General features: G+C 61.2%; 1 protein-coding gene and 1 pseudogene. Both read right to left on the minus strand.

The window, feature by feature from the left end:
- A pseudogene (gene istB, locus Q668_RS08905) lies at nucleotides 1-258 on the minus strand (IS21-like element ISSpu5 family helper ATPase IstB); the annotation flags it as partial.
- An 11-nt stretch (nucleotides 259-269) separates the two neighbouring features.
- Nucleotides 270-1,811, minus strand: coding sequence for an IS21-like element ISSpu5 family transposase (gene istA, locus Q668_RS08910; protein ID WP_011783372.1), 1,542 nt, complete (start codon nucleotides 1,809-1,811; stop codon nucleotides 270-272).
- Between the last annotated feature and the right edge of the window lie 134 nt (nucleotides 1,812-1,945).

A 1,945-nucleotide genomic window follows, 5' to 3' on the forward strand; every position in this document is an offset into this window, starting at 1 on the left:
AAGCCCTTTATCCAGGCCGCGTGAGTTCCGGTAATCAATGTCTTCGAGGATGGCGGCGTGTCGCAGTTTGGCCCGGCGTAGCCGGCTGCTCATGCGCCGGTTGTCCCGTTCCGTCATTTCCCGGTCGACCAGCAGCCCGAGGCGCTCCTCGAAGCTCAGATCGGTGATGTCGGGGGTGGCCGACTGATCCTCCAGGGCGGCGGCCATGCCGGTCAGTTTGAGGGCGTGGAGCTTATCCAGTGTGGGATGTTTCAACATGTCAGATTCCTTCAGTGGTAGTAGGCAGGGCCGCGGATGTTGTCGTGTGTGTCAGGTAAGGCCAGTTCTTGTTGCTCTTCCAGGGGCTGCTCATCCAGGCGGTGCTTGAGGATGGATTCGATGCTCTTGTATCGGCAACTGCCCAGCATCAGGGCGCGTTGGCAGGCACGTTCTAATCGTGCCTCGCCGTAGCTCTGGCCCAGCCGGAGAATGCCCAGACAGGACCGATAGGCCTGTTGCGGATGCTTTCTTGCCCCCAGCGCGGTACGGATAAGCTTTTCAGTTGCCGGTCCAGTCTTGGCTGCCCAGGCGGTCAGTCGCTCTGGGGTCCACTCGCCGGCTTGGCGATGGGACTCCGGCATGTGAGCGGCGATGGTGCTATGCCGACCCTTCTGATCCGAACGCCGGTGGCTGGCGATCCGGTTGCCTCGGTGGAAGCATTCGATGGTGTTGTGGGTGATCCGGACCTCCACCTCTTTCTTGATCAGGGTGTAGGGCACCGAGTAGTAATGCCCATCGATGGCCACGTGGTAGTCGATGTGTACCCGGGCTTTTTTCCACTCGGCGTAGACATACGGCTCGGCGGGTAGCGGTTGTAGAACCGGCTGGTCCAGCTGTTTGAAGTGATCAAGCCGGCACCCGGGCAACTTGCGGAAGGGGCGGCTATTGAGCTTCTCCAACAGCTCACGGATGGTGGCGTTGAGCTGCCCCAGGGAGAAGTGCTGACGGTGGCGCAGGGCCGCCAGGATCCAGCGCTCAACGATCAATACGCCACCTTCCACCTTGGCCTTGTCACGGGGCTTGCGAACCCGTGTGGGGACAACGGCCACGCCATAATGGCTAGCCATATCCTGATAGGTCGGATTGAGATCCGGCTCGTAGCGATGGGCCTTGCTGACGCCGGAACGGAGGTTATCCGGAACCACCAGTTCCGGCACGCCGCCCAAGAACTCGAAAGTCCGGATGTGAGAGCCGATCCAGTCCGGCAGGGTCTGGCTCCAGGTGGCCTCGGCGTAGGTGTAATTGGACGCACCCATCACCGCCACAAAGACTTGCGCCTCATGGATCTCACCGGTGGTGCGATCAATGACGGGCACCGTGTGCCCAGCATAGTCCACGAACAGCTTTTCACCGGCTCGGTGGTCCTGACGCATCACCAGATCCAGCTTGCCCTGCCAGGCCCGGTAGTGCTCGCAGAACCAGCTGTACTGGTAGCCATCCGGATTGGCTTCCCGGTACTCCTGCCAGAGCAGGAACAGGGTGACGTTCTTGCCCCGGAGCTCATCGTGGATCCGCTGCCAGTCTGGAATGCCTCGGACCTGTGCCGGTAGATCCGGTGGTGGCGGGAACAGCCGTTGCTCCAGCTGGGCTTCACTCAGATCCTCTGGCAGCGGCCAGCCAAGCTCCGCCTCAGCAGCACGCCGCAGATACTCGCTCACAGTGGGGCGACTGATGCCGCAGGCTGCGGCAACCTGTCGGTTGCTAAGCCCTCGCTCCCACTTGAGGCGAAGGACTTCTTTGATTTTACGCATGGATAACCTCTTCGCTGGCATCTGGCCCTCTCCGGATGAAAAGGAGCAGAGTACCGTTAGTTATCCCGCGCCGGACGTTTTGATGGGGGAATCAGGCAGCCTGCCAGGGTGGCAGCTTTGCCGTGGAATCAGTGGCAGCTTTCGCGTGGAATGGG

The sequence above is a fragment of the Marinobacter sp. ES-1 genome, from assembly GCF_000475255.1.
Lineage (GTDB): Bacteria > Pseudomonadota > Gammaproteobacteria > Pseudomonadales > Oleiphilaceae > Marinobacter > Marinobacter vinifirmus.

What these genes read in the sequence shown, in the direction of transcription:
- istA (WP_011783372.1), bottom strand. Translation starts at nt 1,811, where the DNA reads ATGCCAGCGAAGAGGTTATCCATGCGTAAAATCAAAGAAGTCCTTCGC.